Raw genomic sequence first — 288 nt, forward strand, 5'->3', positions numbered from 1 at the left:
GTGGCCGCGAGCGCTTCCCGGCCGGCACGTTGCCGGACCTGGCGATCCAGGCCAAAGCCACGCACCGAACACACGCCGTTGTGGATGAACCTGGATTACCTCAGCGCCGAGGACTGGGTGGTGGGCTGCCACCGCTTGCCTTCGGTGAAGTTCAAGGGCGTGTGTTCGCGCGCGGCCATGGCTTCCATATAGTCGGGTGGCAACTGGCAAGCGAACGCCGCAATCACCACATCGGCCGCAGGCGTTGCCGACCATTCGCACGGCCAGTCGCGCACATCGACACCCTCT

1 protein-coding gene and 1 pseudogene are annotated in these 288 nt (G+C 65.6%); one reads left to right on the forward strand and one right to left on the reverse strand.

What is annotated here, in order from left to right; translation table 11 throughout:
• Positions 1 to 84: 84 nt before the first annotated feature.
• The gene (earP, locus tag AC0L20_RS40775) at positions 85 to 192 is read left to right on the forward strand and encodes an elongation factor P maturation arginine rhamnosyltransferase EarP (RefSeq protein WP_473295788.1); all 108 of its coding nucleotides are present in this window, start codon (positions 85 to 87) and stop codon (positions 190 to 192) included.
• A 17-nt stretch (positions 193 to 209) separates the two neighbouring features.
• Here earP and AC0L20_RS40780 read toward each other — a convergent pair.
• A pseudogene (locus AC0L20_RS40780) lies at positions 210 to 275 on the reverse strand (hypothetical protein); the annotation flags it as partial.
• Positions 276 to 288 lie beyond the last annotated feature (13 nt).

Source organism: Bradyrhizobium sp. Kon58 (genome assembly GCF_055807455.1).